This is a genomic window from Klebsiella terrigena (assembly GCF_012029655.1).
GTDB lineage: Bacteria > Pseudomonadota > Gammaproteobacteria > Enterobacterales > Enterobacteriaceae > Klebsiella > Klebsiella terrigena.
In genome coordinates, this window is record NZ_CP050508.1 from 5,580,963 (window position 1) to 5,598,454 (window position 17,492).

Genomic DNA, 17,492 nt, shown 5'->3' on the forward strand with positions numbered 1-17,492 from the left:
GCAACGCAACGGAGTTAATAATGAAACGCTCGATGCTTTATCTGGTGTGCGCCCTGGCTATATCTGCGCTTCCGGCTTACGCCGCTCAGGATAGTGATAAAACGATTATCTATGGCGGTGAAATATATAGCGCCGATCCTCACAATCCCCATCCGGAAGCCATTGGGATTGCCGGCAAAGAGATCGTTGCTGTAGGCCGCTATGCGGATGTGCTTAACCAGCTGGGAAAGAACGCCAGGCGGATGGATTTGCAGGGAAAATACCTGATGCCGGGGCTTATCGATAGCCATGCGCACGTGGCGGATGCCGGTTTTCAGACCCTCACCGTGGAGTTTCCTGACGGCATGAAAGATGCCGCTGCGATTAGGGCGTTTGTTGAGAAAAATGCGAATAATCCACGTCGCGATATTCACGGGGTGCAGTTTTATAGCAACGTTCCTCTGAGCTACTGGGATAATATCGGCCTGCTGGATAGCGTATTTAACTCAGCGGCGTATAAAAATACGCCGGTCGCCCTTGGCGGCGCTGACGCGCATACCGGCTGGGTTAATCAGGCCATGTTGCGCAAGGCGGGAATAAACGATCTGACGCTTGAAAAAGCGGATCCCGGCATTAAAGCAGGTACCGTGTTGACGCCTGACGGCAAAATATCCGGCTTCGTTACCGAAGGGGCCTGGGATCATGTCCTGAGCGCCATTCCCCCCGTCGACGACGAGAAAATCGCCCGCGCCATCACGGCGGGTGCGGACGTGATGAACCGCTTTGGCCTCACGGCGTGGATGGAGCCGCTCAGTAATATTCGCCCGCTCTCTCCTTCGTTCAACGCCAGCCCCGATCGCCGCAACCTGGGGCTGCTCCCAGCGTACGTCGCGCTGGCGAAAGCCGGTAAATTAACCGCGCATGTCAGCGGGCTGGCGCTGGTGAATATCAACTCTTCGCCGGCGATCGTTGATGATGTCATCGCGCTCAGAGAGCAGTTCTCGCAGGCAGCGGACATTAAGCTGGTGGGGATTAAAATCTTCCAGGATGGCGTGATTGAGTATCCCTCTCAGAGTGCAAAGCTAAGCCAGCCGTATCTTAATCGTCCCGGCTATCGCGGCAGCGAAACGCTGGATAAAGAGAAGTTTTGCCAGCTCATTAGCAAAGCCGATGCTGAAAACCTGATCGCGCATTTTCATGCTATAGGCGACCGGGCGGTGCAGGAGTCGCTGGATGCGGTGGCCTGCGCCCGCAAAGCGAATGGCAATATGAATGTTCTGCACAGCATCACCCATCTTGAAGTGGTGAGCCCGCAAAGCCTTCCTCGTTTTCAGCAGCTTAACGTCGCGGCCTCCATGCAGCTGCTGTGGGCCGGGAAAGATAGCGATGGCGCAACGACCACGCTGCTTGAGGGCAAAGTGGCGCCGTCGTTATTGCAACATCTTTACCCGGCTGGGGATTTGTACCGTCATCATGCGCTGATTGCCGGGGCCAGCGACTGGCCGGTCTCCAGCCCCAATCCGCTGCTGGCAATTTACACCGCGGTTACGCGCACCGCTGAGTCAGGCGTGCTGCCACCGGACAGCGAAAAAATAAGCCGGGCGGCGATGCTGCAGGCCTACACCATAAACGCGGCGAAAGTGATTGGCCGCGAGCGGGAGATAGGGTCTGTTAGCGTTGGAAAAAGCGCGGATCTGGTGCTGTTCGACCGCAACCTTGAGAAGGTCAGCATTGAGGAACTGCGGGATGCCAACGTTTTATGGACGATGTTCGAAGGCCGGCAGGTGTATCGCGCGGACCCGCTTTGAGCGGCGGTTAAACCAGCACAAAGGGCTGCCGAATGGCGGCCTTTTTTGTCGCTCCGCTGGCCGCTTTTTGCGCACGAAATCAAAAAACGCATCGGCACTCTTTTATGACAACAGCCGCGTTTTAGCGCGAAATCAGGCTGTCATAAAAAGAAAATTTTTCCGTAAACTTATCGTCATTATTATGCTTAACAGATTGATTAAAAATGATTTTATTTACCATTATTCTGCGCACAACCGTCTGTCATAAAACTGTAATAAATCGTACATTTTACTGTCACCTCTTTGTCCTATTTTGCTCACCATAGCCTCGAAACAACGATTTACGAATCCAGCAGGAGACATTATGAACGTTATGCGTACCACCGTCGCAACAGTTGTCGCCGCGACCTTATCTATGAGCGCTTTTTCTGCATTTGCAGCAGCAAGTCTGACGGGCGCAGGCGCAACTTTCCCTGCGCCGGTGTATGCCAAATGGGCTGATACTTATCAGAAAGAAACCGGCAATAAAGTGAACTACCAGGGCATCGGCTCTTCCGGTGGTGTAAAACAAATTATTGCCAACACCGTTGATTTCGGTGCTTCTGATGCTCCTCTGGCTGACGACAAGCTGGCTCAGGAAGGTTTGTTCCAGTTCCCAACCGTTATCGGCGGCGTGGTGCTGGCCGTTAACCTGCCAGGCGTGAAGTCCGGCGAGCTGGTGCTGGATGGTAAAACGCTGGGTGACATCTACCTGGGCAAAATTAAGAAGTGGGATGACGAAGCGATTGCCAAACTCAACCCAGGCAAGAAGCTGCCGGCACAGAATATTGCCGTGGTTCGTCGTGCTGATGGCTCCGGTACCTCCTTCGTCTTCACCAGCTACCTGGCGAAAGTGAACGAAGAGTGGAAATCTAAAATCGGCGCGGGCTCTACCGTTAACTGGCCGACCGGTCTGGGCGGTAAAGGTAACGACGGTATCGCCGCTTTCGTTCAGCGTCTGCCGGGTTCTATTGGCTACGTTGAGTACGCCTATGCGAAACAAAACAACCTCGCCTACACCAGGCTGGTGTCTGCCGACGGCAAGCCGGTTAGCCCAACGGAAGATAACTTCGCGAACGCCGCGAAAGGTATCGACTGGAGCAAGTCCTTTGCTCAGGACCTGACTAACCAGAAAGGTGAAAATGCATGGCCGATCACCTCAACCACCTTTATCCTTGTGCACAAGGCTTCCAACAAGCCTGAGCATACGGCTGAAGTGCTGAAGTTCTTCGACTGGGCGTATAAAAACGGCGGTAAAGAAGCTAACGCACTGGATTACGCAACGCTGCCAGAAAACGTGGTTGAGCAGGTTCGCGCTGCATGGAAAACCAACGTGAAGGACAGCAGCGGTAAAGCGCTGTACTAATACTCGCTATACTTCGCGCTGCAGGCTCCGTTGCTGCGGCGCGAATTATTTTGGGTATAGCATTACCTTTGTCTAACAGGTCAGTAATATAGCGGCCTTTCGGACCCGAACTTAAAGAGTAACCTATGGCTGCAACCAAGCCGGCATTCAACCCTCCGGGGAAAAAGGGTGACATAATTTTCGGCGTGCTGGTCAAACTGGCGGCGCTGATTGTGCTATTGATGCTGGGCGGCATCATCGTTTCCCTGATTATCTCTTCGTGGCCAAGCATTCAAAAGTTTGGTTTTTCCTTTTTGTGGACTAAAGAGTGGGATGCGCCGAACGAAGTCTTCGGGGCGCTGGTTCCGATCTACGGTACGCTGGTTACCTCATTTATCGCGCTGCTGATTGCCGTTCCGGTGAGCTTCGGCATTGCGCTGTTCCTAACCGAACTCTCTCCCGCCTGGCTTAAGCGCCCTCTTGGTATTGCGATCGAACTGCTGGCGGCTATTCCGAGTATCGTTTACGGCATGTGGGGCCTGTTTATCTTTGCTCCGCTGTTTGCCACCTACTTCCAGGAGCCGGTTGGCAACATCATGTCGACTATTCCTTTCGTCGGCGCCCTGTTTGCGGGACCGGCGTTTGGTATCGGTATTCTGGCGGCCGGCGTCATTCTGGCCATCATGATCATCCCCTATATCGCCGCCGTTATGCGTGACGTGTTCGAGCAGACGCCGGTGATGATGAAAGAGTCGGCCTACGGCATCGGCTGCACCACCTGGGAGGTTATCTGGCGCATTGTGCTGCCCTTTACCCGCAACGGGGTGATAGGCGGGGTGATGCTCGGTCTGGGGCGCGCGCTGGGGGAAACCATGGCGGTCACCTTTATCATCGGTAACACCTACCAGCTGGATAGCGTTTCGCTGTATATGCCGGGCAACAGTATCACCTCCGCGCTGGCGAATGAGTTTGCCGAAGCCGAGTCCGGCCTGCACGTTGCCGCGCTGATGGAGCTGGGTCTGATTCTGTTCGTTATTACCTTTATTGTTCTGGCCGCATCTAAGTTCATGGTGATGCGTCTGGCGAAGAATGAGGGAGCACGCTAATGGCGACGATTGAGCTACAAACCACCGCCGAGCTGGCGGAGTCCCGGCGTAAAATGCAGGCTAAGCGGCGCCTGAAAAACCGGATCGCGCTGGCTCTCTCAATGGGGACGATGGTATTCGGTCTGTTCTGGCTTATCTGGATCCTCATGGCCACGGTGACCCGCGGTATTGATGGTATGAGCCTGGCGCTGTTCACCGAAATGACCCCGCCACCGAACACCGCTGGCGGCGGCCTGGCTAACGCCCTCGCGGGCAGCGGCCTGCTGATCCTGTGGTCAACGATCTTCGGCACGCCGCTGGGCATCATGGCGGGGATTTATCTGGCGGAATATGGTCGTAAATCCGCGCTGGCGGAAGTGATTCGTTTTATTAACGATATCCTGCTCTCCGCCCCGTCTATCGTGGTGGGTCTGTTTGTTTACACCATCGTGGTCGCACAGATGCAGCACTTCTCCGGCTGGGCGGGCGTTATTGCGCTGGCGCTGCTGCAGGTGCCTATCGTGATTCGTACCACCGAGAATATGCTGAAGCTGGTGCCGGACAGCCTGCGTGAAGCGGCTTACGCCCTGGGTACGCCGAAATGGCGAATGATTTCCGCTATTACCCTGAAAGCCTCGGTTTCCGGCATTATGACGGGCATCCTGCTGGCTATCGCGCGTATCGCCGGGGAAACGGCGCCGCTGCTGTTTACCGCGCTCTCCAACCAGTTCTGGAGTACCGACATGATGCAGCCGATCGCCAACCTGCCGGTAACGATTTTCAAATTTGCCATGAGTCCGTTTGCGGAGTGGCAGCAACTGGCATGGGCCGGGGTATTGATTATCACCCTGTGCGTACTGCTGCTGAACGTTCTGGCGCGCGTGGTTTTCGCGAAGAATAAACACGGTTAATTTTTTGCAGCGCGGCGAAACGCGGCGCTGAATGAGGAAGAGATTGATGAGTATGGTGAATACTATCCCGGGTAAGCTTTCAGTTCGTAACCTGAACTTCTACTACGGAAAATTCCATGCCCTGAAAAACATCAACCTGGATATTTCCAAAAACCAGGTTACGGCGTTTATCGGCCCGTCAGGCTGCGGTAAGTCGACCCTGCTGCGGACGTTCAACAAAATGTTTGAGCTCTATCCGGAGCAGCGCGCGGAAGGCGAAATTTTGCTGGATGGCGATAATATTCTGACTAACACTCAGGACATCGCCCTGCTGCGTGCCAAGGTCGGGATGGTCTTCCAAAAACCGACGCCGTTCCCGATGTCGATTTATGACAATATCGCCTTTGGCGTTCGCCTGTTTGAAAAGCTGTCGCGCACCGATATGGACGAGCGCGTGCAGTGGGCGCTGACCAAGGCCGCATTGTGGAACGAAACCAAAGATAAGCTGCATCAGAGCGGCTACTCTCTCTCCGGCGGTCAGCAGCAGCGTTTGTGCATTGCGCGCGGTATCGCTATTCGCCCGGAAGTGCTGTTGCTCGATGAACCGTGCTCCGCGCTGGATCCGATTTCCACCGGGCGCATTGAAGAGCTGATCACCGAGCTGAAGCAGGATTACACCGTCGTTATCGTTACTCACAACATGCAGCAGGCTGCGCGTTGTTCTGACCATACGGCATTTATGTATCTTGGCGAGCTGATTGAATTCAGCAACACGGACGATCTGTTTACTAAGCCCGCTAAGAAGCAAACTGAAGATTACATTACCGGCCGCTACGGTTGATATGCTCCTCAGCTTTCAGGCTGTACCCGCGCTGGCTGCCTTTGCTCACCCCGGTTACGTAGCGCTCTACGCGACCGGGGATTTGCGCTCTTGCCGCCTCGCTATGGCCAGAAATCTTTTGGGCATCTGGAGGAACGATGGATAACCTAAATCTTAATAAACATATTTCCGGCCAGTTCAACGCTGAACTGGAGTATATCCGCACCCAGGTCATGACGATGGGCGGGCTGGTGGAGCAGCAGCTTTCTGATGCGATCACCGCGATGCATAACCAGGACAGCGAGCTGGCAAAGCGCGTTATCGATGGTGATAAGCAGGTCAATATGATGGAAGTGGCCATTGATGAAGCCTGCGTGCGCATCATCGCCAAACGTCAGCCTACCGCCAGCGACCTGCGCTTAGTCATGGCGATTATCAAAACCATCGCCGAGCTGGAACGTATCGGCGACGTGGCGGATAAAATTTGCCGCACGGCGCTGGAGAAGTTCTCCCAGCAGCATCAGCCGCTGCTGGTGAGCCTGGAGTCGCTCGGCCGCCACACCGTGCAGATGCTGCACGATGTGCTCGATGCCTTTGCGCGAATGGATCTGGACGAAGCCGTGCGTATCTATCGTGAAGATAAGAAAGTGGATCAGGAGTATGAAGGCATCGTGCGTCAGCTGATGACCTATATGATGGAAGATTCACGTACGATTCCGAGCGTGCTGACCGCCCTGTTCTGCGCCCGCTCGATTGAGCGCATCGGCGACCGCTGCCAGAACATCTGCGAATATATCTTCTACTTCGTCAAAGGCCAGGACTTCCGCCACGTTGGCGGCGATGAGCTGGATAAGCTGCTGGCGGGTAAAGATCCGAAAGAGTAACCACCGCTCCCCGGCCGCGCGACGCTGGCCGGGGTAACGGGATCTCGCGAAACCCTGGCCCGGCCGAGCGCAGCGACGCCGGGAGCTTAACGGGTAACTTCCCAGCCCCGCGCTTTCCACAGCGCCGGAAGCTGCGCTAAATCGGTAAACATCGTCACTTTCGGATGCTCGATCGGCGGATTGTGCGGATCGGCGCAGAAGTAGAACACCTCCATTCCGGCAGCAATTCCCGACCGGGCCCCGGCGCTGGAGTCATCCACCAGAATGCAGTTTTCGACGTTAACGTTCATCGCTTTCGCCGCGTGGAACATTAGCGCCGGATCGGGCTTCCAGCGCTGAATATCGTAGCCGCTGTACAGCCTGTCGGGGAAATGGTGCAGCATGCCGGTTCTGCCGAGCGAGTGCTGCATTTTGCTGACCGGGCCGTTCGAGACCACGCACTGGGGAACGGTCACCGCGTCCAGCAGCGCTTCAGCGCCGGCGATAGCCTCCAGCTCCGAATCAAACAGGCGCGCCACCTCGTCACGATAGACCGGTTCAAGCGTCGCCTTTTGCAGGCCAACGCCGTACTCCTCGTTGATGGTATCGATGATTTCGTAGAGCTTTACGCCTTTGAAGCGCTTAAAGATCTCTTCTAAATCTAGCGTAATGCCGAACTCTTTGAACATGTGAACATAGGCGCGGGAACAGATCACTTCGCTGTCGACCAGCGTGCCGTCACAGTCGAAAAACAGGGCTTCTATTGGGGACATGCTGTTTCCATTTTAACAAGTTTAACGTTTTCGTAATGCAGATTTGCGTGACGCAATCGTTGCCGTATAAGCAAAAGCAATGAAAAAAAATTAACACACAACTGCACCAGGTGTCGCATTTTGGTATAGGATAGCCTCGAATTTTCCCTCCTTTGTTCGGAAACCGATAATGAGTCAACAACAAACCAGCCAGTCTTCTGGCCAGGGTCTGCTGGAGCGCGTGTTCAAGCTGCGTGAACATGGCACGACGGCACGCACCGAAGCGATCGCAGGTTTCACCACCTTCCTGACGATGGTCTACATTGTTTTTGTTAACCCACAGATTCTCGGCGTGGCGGGTATGGATACCAGCGCTGTGTTTGTGACGACCTGCCTGATCGCGGCATTCGGCAGTATTATGATGGGGCTGTTTGCTAACCTGCCCGTCGCCCTGGCGCCGGCAATGGGCCTTAACGCCTTCTTTGCCTTTGTGGTGGTTCAGGCAATGGGCCTGCCGTGGCAGGTGGGGATGGGGGCCATTTTCTGGGGCGCCGTCGGCCTGCTGCTGCTGACGATTTTCCGCGTACGCTACTGGATGATCGCCAATATTCCGATGAGTCTGCGGGTGGGCATCACCAGCGGTATCGGCCTGTTCATCGGTATGATGGGGCTGAAAAATGCGGGAGTGATCGTTGCCAACAAAGACACGCTGGTCAGCATCGGTAACCTGACCTCCCACAGCGTGCTGCTGGGGATCCTTGGCTTCTTCATCATCGCCATTCTGGCGTCGCGTAACATCCACGCGGCGGTCCTGGTTTCTATCGTGGTGACAACGCTGCTGGGTTGGATGCTGGGTGATGTTCACTACACCGGCATTGTTTCTGCGCCGCCGAGCGTGATGACGGTTGTCGGTCATGTTGATTTAGCCGGTTCGTTTAATCTTGGCCTGGCCGGCGTTATCTTCTCCTTTATGCTGGTCAACCTGTTTGACTCCTCCGGTACCCTGATTGGGGTGACGGATAAAGCCGGTCTTGCCGATGAGAAAGGTAAATTCCCGCGCATGAAGCAGGCGCTGTTCGTGGACAGCGTCTCTTCCGTAGCGGGCTCCTTTATCGGCACCTCGTCGGTCACGGCCTATATCGAATCCTCCTCCGGCGTCTCCGTCGGCGGACGTACCGGCCTGACGGCGGTAGTTGTCGGTATTCTGTTCCTGCTGGTGATTTTCCTGTCGCCGCTGGCGGGAATGGTGCCAGCCTACGCTGCCGCCGGTGCGTTAATCTACGTTGGCGTGCTGATGACCTCCAGCCTGTCGCGCGTGAAGTGGGACGATCTGACGGAAGCGGTACCGGCGTTCATTACCGCGGTGATGATGCCGTTTAGCTTCTCCATTACCGAAGGTATCGCCCTGGGCTTTATCTCCTACTGCGTGATGAAGATTGGCACCGGCCGCCTGCGCGACCTCAGCCCGTGCGTGATTATCGTATCACTGCTGTTCGTGCTGAAAATTGTGTTTATCGACGCCCACTGATTTGCCCGCACTCAACCCTCTCCCAACAGGGAGAGGGTTATCACCTAGGCTTTAACGCGCTGAATATAGTCGCCAAAGGCGCTCAGCTGTCCGCTGAGATGATCGAGCGTGCTCTGATCGACCACTTCTCCCGACTGCGGATCGACCTTGTTCTGAATAACCCCACCCATAAACTCAGGCTTGTTCATCACCATCGCGTCGAGGAACACCAGAATCTGCCGCAGGTGATACTGGCAGCGCGCGCCGCCGATAGCGCCCATCGAGCTGGTTTGGATCAGTACCGGCTTCCCTGAGAGCGGCTGTTCAGGCAGGCGAGATAGCCAGTCAATCGCATTTTTCAGGCCGCCGGGAACCGAGTAGTTATACTCCGGCGTCACGATGACCACCCCATCCGCTTCGCGAATCTGGCGCGCAATCTCCTGCACGCTTTGCGGGAATCCCTCTTCCTGCTGAACATCCGCATCGTATAGCGGAATGTCGCCAATCGACGGCAGCGCGGAGATCGCCATCCCCGCAGGCGCGATGCCCGGCAGGGTGCGTGCAACCATGCCATTAAACGACTCTTTGCGCAGACTTCCGAGTAACGTAACAACTTTCAACGTATCAGACATAATTGCTCCTTTGCATCATGATGGCCGGACGAACCGGTCAGTTGAGGGAGAGTGCTTTTTCCACCGGCAGGCTGGTGAAGCGCATCAGGCGGGCTGAGGGCTCTTTCGCGCGCGCCTGGGCATCCGGCAGGGTTCGCCAGCCGTCGCTACCCGCGTATTCCCAGACTTTAAGCTGGCCGATACCCGGCGTAGCGGCAATGGACCAGACCAGCACCGACTCGGCGTCGCAGAGCGCCTCTATGGGCTGCATGTTGGCGGTACGCAGCCGACCTGCGCCTGGCAGCAGCTGCAGGCGCACGGGCGCTTCGCCGGTGAGCTTGAGGACGCTGCGGCGCAGCGCGACCAGCTGGGCGCGAGCTTCATCAGGATCGTGCTGGTTGTTAATCCAGAGATTTTCGTTGCTGTTGAAAACATACCGATTGGCGTCGTGCAGCGGATGCACGCCGCGAGAAGCGTGCTGCAGTTCCATGTCCAGGCCGCAGTCGCCTTCCGTTGTCAGCGTGACGCCAACGATATTTCCGGCATATGAAATGGAAAAGCGGGGAAGGTGGCGGTCGCGAAAGACCGGCCTGCCGTCGGCTTCTCTGATGATCTCGGGAAGCTCGCTAATGCCGTACAGCATAAACAGCAGCTCTGCGAGCAGCGACCGCGACGCGCAGTAGCGGGTTTGTCGGTACTCCGGCAAACGTCGTGCGGTTTGATGACAGGCCGCCGACAGGCGCGTTGATAGCGGCTCCCTTGCGCTCAGTATCCCTCTTGCAAAATGCGTTGCCATTCGTCGCTCCGTGATTAATGGTCAGAGATAAAAATTGAGAATTACATTATCGCCTGGAATTGATAGGTTTTAATGCGGAAATCATCCCTTGAAAAGGGGGATTATGTGAATTTTACAAATTCTTGCGTAACAAAGAGAGGGTGATACGTTTAACGCCGCTATAGCGGGTCCGTATAGAGTCGTTTCAGGGCTTCCCTGAGCCAGACGATTTTGGGGTTGTAGCTGTTGCGCTTATGCCACAGCAGGACGAACGGCACCCGGACTTTTTCCAGCAGCTGGGGCTCCAGAGGGAGGGGGCGCGACACCAGCGGCAGCTGGTGCTGGCGGTTATAGTGGTGGCAGTAGCGCGGCGCCGTCGCCAGCATGTGGTGATCCGGCTGGGCGGCCATAAATAGCGATTGCTCAAAGCCCGGCAGGGTCAGGGCGACGGTGCGCTTGTGCCCCAAATCCTGCAAAACGTCGTCCAGCGCCCAGGTATCGATTTGCTCCCAGCTGATATTGATATGCGGATAGCGTAAAAATGTCTCCAGATTCCACTCTTCGCTGAGGGCCGGATGATCCGCGCGCAGCCACACCTGCGGCAGGTCGGTAAACAGCACCTCGAAATCGATATACCACGGCAGCTGGCTCAGCTGCTCCCGTGAGCGCGGGTGCGTTTCCCGCCCGCAAAATCCAATATCAACCTCGCCGCGAATAATGGCGTCCAGCGAGTCATAGTCCCAGCCGCGCAGGCGGATCAGCGCCTGGGGATAGCGCTGGTAGATCTGCCGGGCAAGGGTATCAAAGAGGATCATCATCAGCGGCATTTCCGCCGCCAGCTCGAACTTCAGGCCGCTGGGCGTGGCGTGATGCGGCTTATCGAGGATCTGGTTGCCCATCTGCATCCAGTCCGCCAGATCCTGCTCCATGCTGGTCATCAGCGGAGTTGGCGTCAGGCCGAGAGGCGTCTTAACGAATAGCGGATCGTCGAACCAGGTGCGGAGTTTGGCCAGCGACTTGCTCACCGCCGACGGCGAAACGTTCATCCGTTTCGCCGTGCGGGTGACGCTGAGCTCCTGAGTTAAGAGCTGCAGGCAGAGTAATAAATTAAGATCGAGACTCGACAGGGGTTTCTTCATAATTTTGCGCGGCCCGTGCGGGGGCAGCGGCCACAATCAGCACAATGCTGACTATGCTACAGCCAATGAGGATCCCGATCAGCATATTCATTGCGCTTAAGCCTACGACGGCGGCCAGCCAAATCCACAGCGAAGAGCCGCAGACCTGAGCGATACCCAGCGCGGAGCTGGCGACGCCGGCGCGCAGGGTAAACGGCCCCAGCGCCTGGCTCATTGCCACGCCGAAGCCAACGGAGAAGCCCGCGCAAATCAGCGCCAGCCCCAGCATGGTCACCGTTTGGCTGGTGGCGAGGCTGAGCAGCACCCCGGCAATAAAGAACATCACCTGCGAGGTCAGCATCAGGGTGCGCGGCTTAAACAGGGTGAGCGCAAAGGGCGTGGAGAACGAGACGGCCATGCTGATCAGCGCCATCAGCGCCATCGCCATCGAGTATTTTCCGCGGTCGAAGCCCATCTCCTCCATCATCAGCACCGGCGAAACGTTCACGTAGGTGAGGATGGCGGTGACGCTAAGGGTGGTGATGATCACCCGGCTGAGGAAAAAGCGGTTCAGCAGCGATTCGGAGCCGGCGGGTTGCCGATCCGCCTCGTTTGGCAGCACGGTTGGACGCGTTTCCCGCAGCACGAAGATCGACAGCAGACCGACCATCACGCCCATGCCGGTCATGGTGTAAAACAGGCTTTGCCACGGATACTTAAGCATAATCAGATGGCCCAGCACCGGTGCCAGCACCGGGATAATGCAGGTAATGCCGTTGAGGAGCGACAGCACCTTGGCTCGCCGCCGGTCGTCGAGGGTATCGCGCAGCACCGCAAAAGCCACCACGTAGCAGCTGCCGGCGCCAATGCCCTGAATAAAGCGACCGATCAGGAAAAGGGTGCTGGTATGCGCCAGCGAGCACAGCAGGGAGGCCAGAATAAAGATAAAGGCGCCAAATATAGCGACCGGCTTGCGTCCGGACCTGTCGGCAATGCGCCCGGCAAAGAGCATCGCGGTGGCCATACCCGCCAGGTAGACCGAGAAGGCAATATGCAGCTGCGCCTCGCTGGCCCCCAGATCCTGCGCAATTTTCGGCAGACCAACCAAATACATATCAATGCCGGATGGATAGAGCAAAACCAGCGCAAAACCACAGATCAGAAAGCGTGCCATAGAACCCCTCGCGATAATAGTGCCGTACAGAGTAATGGTGAATGCCTGCCAGTACGAGTTGCCATTTGGACAACAATGATTTCCTGGGAGGAAAAACGGGGGACTTAAAAAGTAAAAACCCGCATCAACAGCCGGTTAATGCGGGTTAGTGAACGTTTACGGACTACGCGAGGCGCGGTTACTTACCAATACAGAAGCTGGAGAAAATGCGCCCCAGCAGATCGTCAGAGGTAAATTCGCCGGTAATTTCGCTTAAGGCCTGCTGTGAGAGCCGCAGCTCTTCAGCCAGCAGCTCGCCGGCCCATGCGCCAAGCAGCTGGGCCTTACCCTGCTGCAGATGGTTAGCCGCTGCTTCCAGCGCCTGCAGGTGGCGACGGCGGGCGAGGAAGCCGCCCTCCATGTTAGTCTCGAAGCCCATGCTCAGCTTAAGATGATTGCGCAGCGCCTCAACGCCCTCGCCGGTACGCGCCGACAGGCGAATAAGCGAGTGACCATTTACTTCACTCAGGCCCAGCGTTTCGCCGGTGACGTCGGCTTTATTGCGCACCACGGTAATCGGCAGCTTTGCCGGCAGGCGTTCGATAAAGTCCGGCCAGATCTCCGCAGGGTCGACGGCGTCGGTAGTGGTGCCATCCACCATAAACAGCACCCGGTCGGCTTGGGCGATTTCCTGCCACGCGCGCTCGATACCGATGCGTTCAACCTCATCGTTGGCGTCGCGCAGACCGGCAGTATCGATGATGTGCAGCGGCATGCCGTCGATGTGGATATGCTCGCGTAGCACGTCGCGGGTGGTGCCGGCGATATCCGTCACAATAGCGGCTTCACGCCCGGCCAGCGCGTTCAGCAGGCTCGATTTCCCGGCGTTAGGGCGCCCGGCAATCACCACCTTCATTCCTTCACGCAGCAGGCTGCCCTGACGGGCCTCGGCGCGAACCGCGTCGAGATCGGCCATCACGTCGTTAAGCTGGGCCTCTATTTTGCCGTCGGAGAGAAAATCAATTTCCTCATCCGGGAAGTCGATGGCCGCTTCGACGTAGATACGCAGGTGCGTCAGCGCTTCCACCAGGTGGTTAACGCGCGCGGAGAAGGCGCCCTGCAGCGAGTTCAGCGCCGAACGCGCCGCCTGCTCGGAGCTGGCGTCAATCAGGTCAGCAATAGCCTCGGCCTGAGCCAGGTCGAGCTTATCATTGAGAAACGCGCGTTCGGAGAACTCTCCCGGGTTAGCAATGCGCAGGCCCGGAAGCGTCAGGATGCGTTTGAGCAGCAGATCGAGAATGACCGGGCCGCCGTGCCCCTGCAGCTCGAGGACGTCTTCGCCGGTAAAGGAGTTTGGCCCCGGGAACCACAGGGCGATGCCCTGATCCAGCGCCGTTCCGTTAACGTCCTTGAACGGCAGGTAGTCGGCATAGCGCGGCTTTGGCAGCTTGCCGAGGACCGCCTCTGCAACCTCGCGCGCCTTCAGGCCAGAGATGCGCAGAATGCCCACACCACCGCGTCCCGGTGGGGTTGCCTGGGCGACGATAGTGTCGTTATGGCTCATGATGACTCTCTATGTAAATGTAAAAAAGGCGGTCTATTGACCGCCTTCTCTGGCATTAACTCTACCGTAGATACTCTCACTCATTCAAGTTACAGAAAGACGGCTGGCTAGTGAGGCCCCGAAAGCTGACTGATGTCAGCGACCGGGGCGAACTAACGAAGCCAACGCATCTGCGGCTTGAAGAATGAAAATAATCAGGATTTTTTCTTCTCGCGGCTATGCAGGCCACGTTTCTCCAGACCACGGTAAATCAGCTGCTGCTGGATAATGGTGACCAGGTTGCTGACGATGTAGTAAACCACCAGACCAGACGGGAACCACAGGAAGAACACCGTGAAGATGACCGGCATAAAGGTCATGATCTTTTGCTGCATCGGGTCGGTCACGGTCGTCGGCGACATCTTCTGAATGAAGAACATCGTTGCGCCCATGATGATCGGCAGGATGTAGTACGGGTCTTGTGCAGACAGGTCGTGGATCCACAGGATAAACGGCGCATGACGCAGTTCAACCGAGGCGCTCAGCATATAGTACAGCGCAAGGAAGATTGGCATCTGGATAATCAGCGGGAAGCAGCCGCCCAGCGGGTTAACCTTCTCCGCTTTATACAGGGCCATCATTTCCTGGCTTTGACGCTGTTTATCATCGCCCAGACGCTCACGCATTGCCTGAATTTTCGGCTGCAGCATACGCATCTTCGCCATGGAGGTGTACTGCGCTTTGGTCAGCGGGTACATGATGCCACGAACGATAAAGGTAATAACGATGATCGAGAAGCCCCAGTTGCCGAGGAAGCTATGGATCCATTTCAGCAGCTTGAACAGCGGCTGAGAAATAAACCACAGCCAGCCGTAGTCAACGGTCAGATCCAGGTGCGGCGCAACGGCAGCCATTTTGTCCTGAATTGCCGGGCCGACCCACAGCACGCTTTCCAGCTTATCAACCTGACCTGGCTGTACCAGAACCGGCTGAGATTTGTAACCAATAGCGACGATACCGTTACCGAGGTTAGCGGTGTAGAAGCTGTTGGTACCGCTATTCTGCGGAACCCATGCGGTAGTAAAGTACTGCTGCAGCATGGCAACCCAACCGTCTTTGGTGCTGACGTTCAGGTTTTCGTTATCGACGATGGTATCGAATTTGTATTTTTCGTACTTCGTATCTGCGGTTGAATACGCGGCACCGCGGAAGGTGTGCATCGTAGACAGGCCACCGGTTTGCGTATCGCGTGCGGTTGGCAGGTTAGCAGACTGTTTCAGCTGACCGAAGGTGGAGATCTCCAACGGTTTTTCGCCGACGTTCTGTACGTTGTAGCCTACATTCACCGCATACTCACCACGTTTCAGGGTGAACGTTTTGGTGAATACGTTGCCGGCTTTGTCGGTGTACGTCAGCGGAATGACGATTTCGTTCTGGCCATCGGCCAGCACAAACGCATCTTTATCGACGTTATACAGCGGACGAGAGCCATTCGCCGGGTTATCCGGGCCATCACGACCGGTTAAACCGCTCTGAGCCTGATAGATAAACTGCGGAGTGGTCTCCAGTAGCTGGAACGGTTCGGTAGACTTAAGTGCTTTCGGGTAAGCCGGAAGCAGCGCCTGCTCAACATCACCACCGCGGGTGTTGATGGTCAGATCAAGCACGTCTGTTTTAACCGTAATCAGTTTCCCCTGGCCACTGGCCGGTACGCCCTGGTCGGCGGCGCTACCCGCTGCTGTGGTCGTTGTCTGCGTGGTCTGCTGCTGCTGGGCTTGCGGATTGTTATCCTGCTCCCAGGCTTGCCAGATCATGAAAGACACGAACAACAAAGCGATGATAAGAAGATTGCGTTGCGAATCCATCGTTAGTGTTCTCTGGTATCAAATGGTCCAGGCGGGACGGGATCGTCACCACCAGGGTGTAAAGGGTGGCATTTTAATACGCGTTTCACTGTCAACCAACTGCCTTTTACCACCCCAAACCTGCGCAATGCCTCAATTCCGTAGCTTGAGCAGGTTGGAGTGAAACGACAATGCGGCCCGAGTAGCGGACTAATCAGGCGCTGATAGACCCGTATAAGGCCTATCAGGACCCGGGAGCCAGGCGACAATGGCGGCGCCATAATTTTTCCAACGCTTCCGAGAGAGCACGGTTATCGAGTTCGGCAACCCCTTTCTTTGCCACCACCACGAAATCCATTGGCGGGAGTTCATGCTGACGTAAACGGAAGCTTTCACGCGTCAGACGTTTAATCCGATTGCGTTCATGCGCGCGTTTGACGTTTTTCTTGGCGACAGTAAGACCGATGCGGGGATGCCCCAGCGAATTCAGGCGGCCGAGGATGGTGATTTGCGGCGTGCCAGCCCGTTGTGGCTGCTGGAAGACGAAAGTGAAATGAGTGGGAGTTAACAAACGTAACTCCCTGGGAAATGCTAGCTTAACCACGCAGGGTTAGCTTTATTACTTGGAAACGGTCAGACGGGAACGGCTTTTAGCACGACGACGTGCCAGAACCTGACGACCATTTTTAGTAGCCATACGTGCACGGAAGCCGTGAGAACGGTTGCGCTTCAGTACAGACGGTTGAAAAGTGCGTTTCATGGCGGTTTCTACCTAAACTTGAATTATTTCACTGACTTTTGCGTATACCCGAACGAACTTCGAACGACTAACGCCTCAGCGATGGTGATTAAAGAGGCCGGATTGTAATAATTGTACACTCCGGAGTCAATTCTCTTTCCTTATTTCTCACACCTTGTCGCACAAAAAATGAGCTGAGACAGGCTGCGGAAAACGGGCATTACGCACCGGGTGGAGGATTATACGGCCTGACGGGTAAAGCGCAAGGATCGCAGGGGATCTTTGTTAGATCGTTTAGGCCCAAAACCGGCATAGCTCATTAATTTTTCCAATATGCGGGCGAAATCGTGTCCCACCCTTCCCAGGATCGATTACACTTACCCGGCTTCGATCCTTCCTGTGGATAAAACGGGAAGAATCTGTTGAGAAACACAAGATATCTTTTTCAGTTTAGGCTATGATCCCCGGTCCCGATCGCGATCCCCGGATCCGCATCGGACAAAAACCGCAGATAGCGGTTCGCACGTCACCCCTTTTGTGCAGGGGCTTTTCGGCTTATGCAGGGTCTGGTCGACGTGTGCCAACAATCACGATTGTTTCTTTTTTTCTTTATATCGATTTTATGTTCGAGTGGAGTCCGCC

18 protein-coding genes are annotated in these 17,492 nt (G+C 55.9%); 7 read left to right on the forward strand and 11 right to left on the reverse strand.

All coding sequences use genetic code 11. The features are described 5' to 3' along the window. Nucleotides 1-20 precede the first annotated feature (20 nt). From HCK03_RS26130 to phoU, 6 genes are all read left to right on the forward strand, one after another. Nucleotides 21-1,787 carry an amidohydrolase gene (locus HCK03_RS26130; RefSeq protein WP_167692372.1) on the forward strand — a complete coding sequence of 589 codons (1,767 nt, stop codon included), beginning with the start codon at nt 21-23 and terminating at the stop codon, nt 1,785-1,787. Nucleotides 1,788-2,130: 343 nt separating this feature from the next. Then, nucleotides 2,131-3,171, forward strand: a complete 1,041-nt coding sequence (pstS, locus tag HCK03_RS26135) for a phosphate ABC transporter substrate-binding protein PstS (protein WP_041143347.1) — start codon at nt 2,131-2,133, stop codon at nt 3,169-3,171. 125 nt (nt 3,172-3,296) lie between these two features. Then, entirely contained in the window at nt 3,297-4,256 is a 960-nt protein-coding gene (gene pstC, locus HCK03_RS26140) for a phosphate ABC transporter permease PstC (protein WP_041143346.1), read from the forward strand. Then, nucleotides 4,256-5,146, forward strand: coding sequence for a phosphate ABC transporter permease PstA (pstA, locus tag HCK03_RS26145; RefSeq protein ID WP_041143345.1), 891 nt, complete (start codon nt 4,256-4,258; stop codon nt 5,144-5,146). The genes pstC and pstA overlap by 1 nt, the downstream gene beginning before the upstream one ends. A gap of 46 nt (nt 5,147-5,192) precedes the next feature. Next, nucleotides 5,193-5,966, forward strand: coding sequence for a phosphate ABC transporter ATP-binding protein PstB (pstB, locus tag HCK03_RS26150; RefSeq protein ID WP_041143344.1), 774 nt, complete (start codon nt 5,193-5,195; stop codon nt 5,964-5,966). 137 nt (nt 5,967-6,103) lie between these two features. Continuing rightward, on the forward strand, nt 6,104-6,829 hold the full coding sequence (phoU, locus tag HCK03_RS26155; RefSeq protein ID WP_004107251.1) for a phosphate signaling complex protein PhoU: 726 nt from the start codon (nt 6,104-6,106) through the stop codon (nt 6,827-6,829). Between the two features lie 86 nt (nt 6,830-6,915). Here the strand turns inward: phoU and yieH are convergent, their stop codons facing one another. Beyond that, a complete protein-coding gene (gene yieH, locus HCK03_RS26160) occupies nt 6,916-7,581 on the reverse strand; it encodes a 6-phosphogluconate phosphatase (RefSeq protein ID WP_167692373.1) in 666 nt (221 codons plus the stop codon). A gap of 169 nt (nt 7,582-7,750) precedes the next feature. On the opposite strand from yieH, the gene adeP reads away from it, so the two are divergent. Beyond that, the gene (adeP, locus tag HCK03_RS26165; RefSeq protein ID WP_041143342.1) at nt 7,751-9,088 is read left to right on the forward strand and encodes an adenine permease AdeP; all 1,338 of its coding nucleotides are present in this window, start codon (nt 7,751-7,753) and stop codon (nt 9,086-9,088) included. Nucleotides 9,089-9,132: 44 nt separating this feature from the next. On the opposite strand, the gene HCK03_RS26170 is transcribed toward adeP, so the two are convergent. The 10 genes from HCK03_RS26170 to HCK03_RS26715 all read right to left on the reverse strand — a co-directional run bounded on the left by HCK03_RS26170 (nt 9,133) and on the right by HCK03_RS26715 (nt 17,170). Beyond that, nucleotides 9,133-9,699, reverse strand: a complete 567-nt coding sequence (locus HCK03_RS26170; RefSeq protein WP_041143341.1) for an NADPH-dependent FMN reductase — start codon at nt 9,697-9,699, stop codon at nt 9,133-9,135. Between the two features lie 37 nt (nt 9,700-9,736). After that, complete coding sequence (locus tag HCK03_RS26175) at nt 9,737-10,474, reverse strand: 4'-phosphopantetheinyl transferase family protein (protein ID WP_041143340.1); 738 nt, start codon at nt 10,472-10,474, stop codon at nt 9,737-9,739. A gap of 158 nt (nt 10,475-10,632) precedes the next feature. Next, nucleotides 10,633-11,592 (reverse strand): HTH-type transcriptional regulator YidZ, encoded by a 960-nt coding sequence (gene yidZ / locus HCK03_RS26180; protein WP_167692374.1) that lies wholly within the window; start codon nt 11,590-11,592, stop codon nt 10,633-10,635. Continuing rightward, nucleotides 11,561-12,745, reverse strand: a complete 1,185-nt coding sequence (locus tag HCK03_RS26185) for an MFS transporter (protein WP_041143339.1) — start codon at nt 12,743-12,745, stop codon at nt 11,561-11,563. The genes yidZ and HCK03_RS26185 overlap by 32 nt, the downstream gene beginning before the upstream one ends. Before the next feature lie 178 nt (nt 12,746-12,923). Beyond that, complete coding sequence (gene mnmE, locus HCK03_RS26190) at nt 12,924-14,288, reverse strand: tRNA uridine-5-carboxymethylaminomethyl(34) synthesis GTPase MnmE (RefSeq protein WP_167692375.1); 1,365 nt, start codon at nt 14,286-14,288, stop codon at nt 12,924-12,926. Between the two features lie 194 nt (nt 14,289-14,482). Next, the gene (gene yidC / locus HCK03_RS26195; RefSeq protein WP_041143337.1) at nt 14,483-16,132 is read right to left on the reverse strand and encodes a membrane protein insertase YidC; all 1,650 of its coding nucleotides are present in this window, start codon (nt 16,130-16,132) and stop codon (nt 14,483-14,485) included. A gap of 2 nt (nt 16,133-16,134) precedes the next feature. Continuing rightward, entirely contained in the window at nt 16,135-16,392 is a 258-nt protein-coding gene (gene yidD / locus HCK03_RS26200) for a membrane protein insertion efficiency factor YidD (RefSeq protein WP_071844869.1), read from the reverse strand. Continuing rightward, nucleotides 16,356-16,715, reverse strand: a complete 360-nt coding sequence (gene rnpA / locus HCK03_RS26205; protein WP_167692376.1) for a ribonuclease P protein component — start codon at nt 16,713-16,715, stop codon at nt 16,356-16,358. Before rnpA ends, yidD begins: the two co-directional genes overlap by 37 nt. 15 nt (nt 16,716-16,730) lie before the next feature. Further along, nucleotides 16,731-16,871, reverse strand: a complete 141-nt coding sequence (gene rpmH, locus HCK03_RS26210) for a 50S ribosomal protein L34 (protein WP_002220736.1) — start codon at nt 16,869-16,871, stop codon at nt 16,731-16,733. A gap of 218 nt (nt 16,872-17,089) precedes the next feature. Beyond that, nucleotides 17,090-17,170 carry a hypothetical protein gene (locus tag HCK03_RS26715; protein ID WP_421673008.1) on the reverse strand — a complete coding sequence of 27 codons (81 nt, stop codon included), beginning with the start codon at nt 17,168-17,170 and terminating at the stop codon, nt 17,090-17,092. Between the last annotated feature and the right edge of the window lie 322 nt (nt 17,171-17,492).

Excerpts from the sequence above, each read along its gene's own strand:
- HCK03_RS26130 (WP_167692372.1), top strand. The coding sequence starts at position 21 with ATGAAACGCTCGATGCTTTATCTGGTGTGCGCCCTGGCTATATCTGCG.
- pstS (WP_041143347.1), top strand. The coding sequence starts at position 2,131 with ATGAACGTTATGCGTACCACCGTCGCAACAGTTGTCGCCGCGACCTTA.
- pstC (WP_041143346.1), top strand. The coding sequence starts at position 3,297 with ATGGCTGCAACCAAGCCGGCATTCAACCCTCCGGGGAAAAAGGGTGAC.
- pstA (WP_041143345.1), top strand. The coding sequence starts at position 4,256 with ATGGCGACGATTGAGCTACAAACCACCGCCGAGCTGGCGGAGTCCCGG.
- pstB (WP_041143344.1), top strand. The coding sequence starts at position 5,193 with ATGAGTATGGTGAATACTATCCCGGGTAAGCTTTCAGTTCGTAACCTG.
- phoU (WP_004107251.1), top strand. The coding sequence starts at position 6,104 with ATGGATAACCTAAATCTTAATAAACATATTTCCGGCCAGTTCAACGCT.
- yieH (WP_167692373.1), bottom strand. The coding sequence starts at position 7,581 with ATGTCCCCAATAGAAGCCCTGTTTTTCGACTGTGACGGCACGCTGGTC.
- adeP (WP_041143342.1), top strand. The coding sequence starts at position 7,751 with ATGAGTCAACAACAAACCAGCCAGTCTTCTGGCCAGGGTCTGCTGGAG.
- HCK03_RS26170 (WP_041143341.1), bottom strand. The coding sequence starts at position 9,699 with ATGTCTGATACGTTGAAAGTTGTTACGTTACTCGGAAGTCTGCGCAAA.
- HCK03_RS26175 (WP_041143340.1), bottom strand. The coding sequence starts at position 10,474 with ATGGCAACGCATTTTGCAAGAGGGATACTGAGCGCAAGGGAGCCGCTA.
- yidZ (WP_167692374.1), bottom strand. The coding sequence starts at position 11,592 with ATGAAGAAACCCCTGTCGAGTCTCGATCTTAATTTATTACTCTGCCTG.
- HCK03_RS26185 (WP_041143339.1), bottom strand. The coding sequence starts at position 12,745 with ATGGCACGCTTTCTGATCTGTGGTTTTGCGCTGGTTTTGCTCTATCCA.
- mnmE (WP_167692375.1), bottom strand. The coding sequence starts at position 14,288 with ATGAGCCATAACGACACTATCGTCGCCCAGGCAACCCCACCGGGACGC.
- yidC (WP_041143337.1), bottom strand. The coding sequence starts at position 16,132 with ATGGATTCGCAACGCAATCTTCTTATCATCGCTTTGTTGTTCGTGTCT.
- yidD (WP_071844869.1), bottom strand. The coding sequence starts at position 16,392 with ATGGCGCCGCCATTGTCGCCTGGCTCCCGGGTCCTGATAGGCCTTATA.
- rpmH (WP_002220736.1), bottom strand. The coding sequence starts at position 16,871 with ATGAAACGCACTTTTCAACCGTCTGTACTGAAGCGCAACCGTTCTCAC.
- HCK03_RS26715 (WP_421673008.1), bottom strand. The coding sequence starts at position 17,170 with ATGAGCTATGCCGGTTTTGGGCCTAAACGATCTAACAAAGATCCCCTG.